The sequence below is a fragment of the bacterium genome, from assembly GCA_036382775.1.
Classification (GTDB): Bacteria; Hydrothermota; Tepidihabitantia; order SM23-42; family JAOAFX01; genus DASVHD01.
Genome location: DASVHD010000009.1, coordinates 1 through 7,218, shown reverse-complemented (window position 1 = coordinate 7,218; position 7,218 = coordinate 1). Strand labels below are relative to the sequence as shown.

At 51.4% G+C, this 7,218-nt stretch carries 4 protein-coding genes; 2 read left to right on the top strand and 2 right to left on the bottom strand.

Translation table 11 applies throughout. From position 1 onward, the window contains the following. The first annotated feature begins 294 nt into the window (after positions 1-294). Both VF399_01805 and VF399_01800 read left to right on the top strand, forming a co-directional pair. Positions 295-1,674, top strand: a complete 1,380-nt coding sequence (locus tag VF399_01805; GenBank protein ID HEX7319074.1) for a hypothetical protein — start codon at positions 295-297, stop codon at positions 1,672-1,674. A 48-nt stretch (positions 1,675-1,722) separates the two neighbouring features. Beyond that, on the top strand, positions 1,723-2,643 hold the full coding sequence (locus VF399_01800) for an FAD-dependent oxidoreductase (GenBank protein HEX7319073.1): 921 nt from the start codon (positions 1,723-1,725) through the stop codon (positions 2,641-2,643). A gap of 94 nt (positions 2,644-2,737) precedes the next feature. Here VF399_01800 and VF399_01795 read toward each other — a convergent pair whose 3' ends face one another. Both VF399_01795 and VF399_01790 read right to left on the bottom strand, forming a co-directional pair. Beyond that, on the bottom strand, positions 2,738-5,590 hold the full coding sequence (locus VF399_01795) for a S8 family peptidase (GenBank protein HEX7319072.1): 2,853 nt from the start codon (positions 5,588-5,590) through the stop codon (positions 2,738-2,740). 95 nt (positions 5,591-5,685) lie between these two features. Next, positions 5,686-7,218, bottom strand: a 1,533-nt coding sequence (locus tag VF399_01790; GenBank protein ID HEX7319071.1) for a FlgD immunoglobulin-like domain containing protein, incomplete at its 5' end; no start/stop codon positions are given.

The following is a 7,218-nucleotide window of genomic DNA, read 5'->3' as shown; positions in this document are numbered from 1 at the left end:
GTGAGATTGGCGAGGTGGTGGGCCTGCGGTTTTCCGCGGTGAGTAAGGCGGGTTTGCAGATTGAGCGATTGATGGCGGTTGATAAAAAAATAAACTTCTATGTCAAAAAGATAATTTCTAATTTCGAGGGCTGACCCCAATGGCCAACAGTTGCGACCACCTGCAGTTTATGCACTGGAACAAGTCATCCTCCAATCAACTGTTGTGCTTAATAGAATAGCAAAATATCTGCAATAGTTCATCTTGACAATTCTTTTAGGAAATGTAAAATATACTGGAGATTAATAAGATTATATGTCTAATACATCAAAAGTTATTTTATTCTCTGTGAATTTAATATTTTTGGTTTTTTGTTATGCCCAAATACCAGATACATTATGGACGCGAACCTATGGTGGTGTAGGTGATGAAAGAAGTTGGGGAAGGGCTGCTCAACAGACAACCGATGGTGGTTATGTCATTTTTGGCCAATCCAACTCATTTAGTGGAGGTGATTATGATTTTTATATGGTAAAAACGAATCCATTTGGTGATACATTGTGGACAAAAGTTTATGGCGGGATTGGTGATGAATTTTGTTATGCCGGACAACAGACATCGGATGGTGGTTATATTCTTGCAGGAATGACGAATGCATTTGGTGCTGATAACTTTGACATTTATCTTGTAAAAACTGATTCACTTGGTGATATAATGTGGACAAAAATGATTGGTGATTCAGTTGGCATTGAGTCAGCAAGCGGTATTGAGCAAACATCGGATGGTGGTTATATTCTTGCAGGAATGACGAATGCATTTGGTGCTGATAGCTTTGACATATACCTTGTAAAAACTGATTCACTTGGTGATACAATGTGGACAAAGACATTTGGTGGGATCGATAATGACCAAGCATATGAGGTTAGCACTACATCGGACGGTGGTTATATTATTGCTGCTTGGACCAGGTCATTTGGTGCTGGGAATTATGATGCATATATCATTAAGACAGATTCGCTTGGTGATACATTGTGGACTTTTGTTTATGGTGGTCCTCTAATGGATAAAGCATGTGATGTTATCGAGACATCTGATCACTATTATCTGGTTGTGGGGTGGACATATTCCTATGGTGCTGGATGTGATGATATATTAATATTGAAATTAAATACAAATGGTGATACACTGTGGACGAAATTATATGGAGGGCCATCGTATGACATAGCATATTCAATTCAAGAAACGATAGATTGTAATTATATTATTGCTGGTGGATTATCATTATTGCCATCCAACCTAGATCTTTGTCTCTGGAAAATTAATACAGATGGAGATTCCTTATGGGTTCTAACCTGTGGCGGTAGTCATGATGATATTGGATTTACAGTAAAGCATACAAGTGATCAAGGCTATATGGTGGCAGGCTTTACGAATTCCTTTGGCTCAGGTAATTATGATTTTTATCTTATGAAGACTGGACCTGAGCAAAGTATTGATGATGCTGCTATCAAATCGGTTCAACAAATAAATATTGCTGCAACTATTATTAGCGGCGCGATAATATTGCCCCGCGATAAAAAATGTAGGATTTTTGATATCACGGGTCGTACAATTCGACCGTTGAATATATCGCCGGGAATATATTTTCTGGAAATGGACGGCAAAATAGCCAAGAAGATAATCAAAGTAAGATAGAAACTTGATTAAGCGGGATAAGGGTTCATCTGGGGAATTGAGGTCACCATGACATATGATCTGATCGTCATCGGCGCGGGACCGGCCGGCTTGACTGCGGCCATTTACGGAGCGCGAGCCGGTCTGAAAGTTGCCGTGATCGAGAGGGGACTGGCGGGCGGCCTGGCCGCAACGACCGATAGAATCGAGAATTTTCCCGGTTTTCCCGAGGGTATAAAAGGGATCGAGATCGGCGAGCTCATGACCAGGCAGGCTCAGCGTTTTGGCACCAGGATCCTGCACGCAGCCGTGGATAAAATTAAGAAGGATACTAATGGTATCCTGGTATATACGGACCGCGGTGAATACAGAAGCACGGCGCTTGTCATCGCAACCGGGACCTACCCGAAAATGTTGCAGGTCCCGGGAGAGAAGGAACTGCGGGGCCGGGGCGTGACCTACTGCGCGACCTGCGACGGTCCCCTGTTCAAAGGCGCAGATGTCGCGGTTGTCGGCTGCGGCAATTCCGGTTTGCAGGAAGGACGGTTCCTTTTAAATTTTGTCAAAAGCGTTACATTTATTGAAATGCTTCCTTATATAACAGCCGACCAGGTTCTTCAAAAGGAACTCGAGGACCAGCCGCACGCGAAGTTCCTGCTTAACCATGCGGTAGTCCGGATAAATGGAAAGGATCTGGTTGAATCGGTTACTGTTCGGGACAACGCGAGCGCCATCGAACAGGATATTAAGGTAAACGCGATATTCATCTACGCGGGATTGGTGCCGAATAGCGGGTATTTTAAGGATACGATCAAACTTGATAAACACGGGTTTATCCTGACCAACAAGGATATGGAAACTAACCTGACCGGCGTGTTCGCGGCCGGCGATATCCGGTCCAAAGGTTTAAGGCAGATCGTGACCGCCTGCGCGGACGGGGCAGAGGCGTCCATGGGTGCGTTTTTTTATATAAAGAACAAACAGAGATAAAAATAGGATCGAAGCGGTCCATGAACCCCAGGCCCGGGGTAATAAGAACCCCGGGCCCGTCTTTTTGATCTATCCGCAATGTAGTGAAGCAGTATTAGTGCAGTTTGATGACCTTTTCGGTGCTGGTCTGGTTGCCGGATTCCATGGTTATGAAGTAGATGCCCTGAGGAGAGTCGCCAAGGTCGACGCCAAGAGATCCGGTTTTTGCCGGCGGGTTGAGCGATCGTTCCTTTACCAGCCGGCCCGAAGCATCAAAGACCTTTATATTCAGCGGGTTAATGGCGCTCAAGCTGTATTGGAGATCGAAATGCCCCGTGGAAACCGCGGGCAATACCGTCATCTTCGCAATGAATTTCGGCTGAGTACCTTCCTGCACTTCGGTCCAGTTCCAGTAGCGGTTGTAGGCAGTGTCCGCGTTAGCCTGCAGGTCAGATAGATTATTGCCGCCAAGTATCGCGAACGCCGCGATCTGAGTCCCGGCCGGCGCCAGCGTGAACGGACCGGCTGAGTTGCAGGTCGACCAGTCATAAGCGTAGCTTGAAGCAGGCAATGAGATCGTACCGTCCATGAACTGGATCTGGTAATTGTCCGGCAGTCCGCCGTACGGGTAGATGTAGGTGTCATGATCGATGAACGAGAGGTTGCGTGCCGGCGTGGTGCGCGGCGGATCAAGGATCTCCACGCCGACGTACGGCGTGGTTTCGTACATCCAGGTCAAGTTTCGAGCCGCTTCGGATGAACCCTGGTTGTTCATGTAATCGCCGATATCCCAGTCCACGAACACCGCGGCGTTCAGGTTGCTGATCGTCGAAGACCCGTCGTTCCGCAGGACGAACTTCATGATCACGAAATCATTGGCCGTGGCATCATCCCATGCCCAGGAATACTGTTCGCACACCAGCCCCTGAGGCGAGGGATGACCTGAATCATCGTAACCGGCAGTCGCGTACTCATCGATATTGTTCTGCCACGGTTCGTACATGTGGACCGTGCCGTCGGGGTCAGTGGTCGTGTTCCAGTCGTCATCGTCGACATTGGTGGATTCATAGTAACGGTCGACGCAGTAGCTGGAACTGTTGCCGGCGGCAAATCCTGCATAGAAGATGTGATTCGCACCGGATGACGGGTAGACGAACCCCACGCCCTGGGTCGCGGCCGATGACATGAACCCGATCGCGCCGTAGCGGGTGACCGACAGCTTGCAGTTGCCCACATCGTGCGTGGCATAATCAAGGCCGGGCGTACCGATTATCAAGTTGAAACTACGGGTCCAGGATGATTCGGCGCAAACGATGTAGAGGTTGAAAGCGGCGGTATGCCCGTTGGGACAGGAGGCCGATACCGTGACATCGAAGGGATCTCCGCTGTTATTGGCGGAATCGCCGGCCGCGATGTTGCCGAAATTGAACATGGAATCAGTGATCGTAACGTACGCGTCGGCCGTTCTCAGCGTGCCATTGGTATTGGTTGCCGTGACCGAGCCATTATTCCTCAGATAGTTTACGATGCCCGCGTTCTCACCGGGATCGAGCTGTCCGTTGCCATTACCGCCCGTGACCACGGTCCGGCTGATGATAACGTTTGGCACACTGCCCGCGGGGATAGCCTGCAGGGACTTCCAGAGGTTGATCCGTCCCCAGCCGTAATTATAGTTGGGGTATGATCCGCCGCCCGAGGGCTGGTCGCAGTAGTTACGGAACAGGTCGTAAAGCTCGGTAACGGTAAGAGCGGGATTTTTTTGCAGGAGCACGGCCGTGCCGCCCGTGACATGGGGCGATGCCATGGATGTGCCGCTGATCGTGTTGTAACCGCCGTTGTTCCAACTGGAGCGAACGTTTTCACCGGGCGCTGATACATCGGGTTTCAACAGGTTCCAAGTCGGATAATACCAGTACGTGGGGTTGTTGATGGGATCGATGTTCGGTGCCGGACCACGCGAGGAGTAACCTGAAACCGCGTCAGAACTATTGGTCGAACCGACGCCTAGCGACAGCGGATAGCTCGCCGGCGCGCCGACCGTGCCCGCACCTGGCCCCGAATTGCCGTTCGAGAAGACCGGCAGAATGCCCAGTGTTTTCCAGTTCAGTGTGTATGTCCAGAAATGAAGATCAGAACCGCCGCCGCTCCAGGAATTGCCGATCGCGCGGATGTCTACGCCGCCGGATTTCAGGTCTGCCAGGTACTGCATGCAGGCGTCGATCGCGGTGTACGAGCCCGATCCGCCAGAGTCGAAAGCCTTGGTGGGAATGTACTGCGCGCCGTAAGCGACACCGACGTCATCGGTAAACGCGCCGAAACCGTCGCCGCCGCAGATCGTACCCATGGTGTGCGTACCATGACCGTTGTCGTCGTAAGGGCTTGTCTGACCGTTAACGCCGTCATACCAGTAGGGAGAAAGCCATTTGCCGGTCAGCGCTGCGTGCGTGGTCAGAACTCCGGTGTCAAGTTGACCGAGAATTATGCCGCTGCCGCTAAAACCGGCAAGCCAGCATGAATCAGCCTGGATCTTCTGGATGTTCCACTCGGCGACCAGAGGGTAATTATCTTTGCTTTTTTCGGCGATGATGTGCGCGGTGCCGTTATTGCAGATGAACCAGACATCGTCGCGACCGGCGAGCTCCTGGATCACTTCTTTGGTCGCTTTGACGTGAAAACCATTGAAGATCCAGTACTGGCCGCCCATTTCCGCCTGGTTATCGGGCAGAGAACGGATAAACTTTACGATATCCTTTTGCGAATTCTCCGCGACATTTTTGAATACCTCGCAGATCTCGGTGTAGTGCATGGACTCGACGGCAGCGTACGGATACTCGGTATTCATGTGAACGATTACCGTGATCTTCTCTCCGGTTACGGCGGTTTCCATGACCGGTATCAGATCCGGCGTGATCCTGCCCGGTACTGGCGGCAGGGCTGAAAAAACCATTAGTAAAGCTAGGATTTGCATCGAACCTCCTTTTTAGTTTCGAATTTTCCTAGTACAGAATGACATGTCCCCCGGCGGAAACAGGTCCAGCCGGGGGACATTGATGTTTTCGGTAGTTATCTCAACAGTACCGCTTTATCCACTACCTTGACGTTGTCCATGTTAAGGCGGACAAAGTAGATGCCGGTGGATACGCTGCGTCCCGCGTCGTCATCGCCGTTCCAGGTGACCTGGCAGAACGGCCCGTTCGCCAAATCATTGAACGTCTTGACGAGCCGGCCCGAGGCATCGTAGATCCTGAGGCTGATATCGCTGGCCCCCGGCTTGATGCTGTAGGCGATGTTGAACCTGCCCGCACCGACCGAGGGACAGACTGCCAGCAGTTCTTTGTTGACAAGCGCGGCCAGCGCATTCTCTTCCTCGATACCGATGAGCGACGGTTTTACGGTCGTGTACTTCAAGGCGAACGTGTCAGTGATCGGCACGCCTAGTGTGTGGTATGCACCTTCCAGGAAGTACTGGATGCCGACGGTCTGGGCGCTGTTCTCGATACCGCACGTATTGTCCGTCTCCTTCATCGCGTTTTGATACTGGACGATGATCTCACCGTCATTGGTCGGCGTCGGATAGTAGGCTTCGTTGTAGAGAATGATCTCGAATGTTTCCTGCGTCAACGGATAGCTGATGTGGGGAACCTTGAACCACTCGACCACAAACCGGTGATTGGTCGCGTCATTGTAATAATACAGACACGCCGGTTCGCCCGCCGTTCCCGGATACAGGTCGTCCCATACACCGGCGACCATCGCCGGCGGACCATCCGTGTTGGGAATGCCGCTGTTCGTATAGTCCGTGCTCGTGGTCGAACCCAGCGCGAGCCAGCCATTGGAACAGATCGAGACCTGGGTATAGTTCACGCCGTAGTACTGGAACGTGAACGGCAGGGTCACGGTGCTGGTCTGGTCGTCGCCGAAATCAAGCGGCGTTCCGACATGCACTGATTGTGTCGTATCGATCGCGTACCAGGAATAAACCGGGCACTGGGCATAAGGACCGTGAGACCAGTATGTATAGTAATAACCCGTATCGCTGGGCATCATCTTGCCGACGTTCAGCGAGAATGTCAGCGTGTCGCAGTAAATGCCGGAACGCACCTCGACATCGAACGGGACCGCCGTGCCGATGGGCGTGGCAGCGCTGGCAGTGACCGTATAGGGATCACCATTATTAGTAGCCGTATTGCCGGGGTTGATGTTCCCGAAGTTGCCGGACGAATCCGAGACCGTGATGTACGTCGATGCTTCCCTTAACCTTGATGTCACGCTGTTGGCGATTGCGCCGCCTTCGTTCTTGATCGTAACGATGATATTGGCGGTTTCGCCCGGATCAAGGATGCCGTTGCCGTTCCCGCCCGTGACCTGGTTGCTTTGATAAGTGAGCACCGGCGCATAGACGGTCAGCGTTTTGTAAGAAGTCCAGATCGAATCGTTGAAATCATGGAACTGGAGCGTGAAATTTACCGGAGTGTTATTGGGCGTGTTGCTCGCGACATTGAACACGTAGTACGGATTTGACAGGGCAGAGTCGTTCTGGGCGATATTGCCGAACCAGGCTGAATCATTGGTAACGGTCACGTAGGTGTTGCTCTC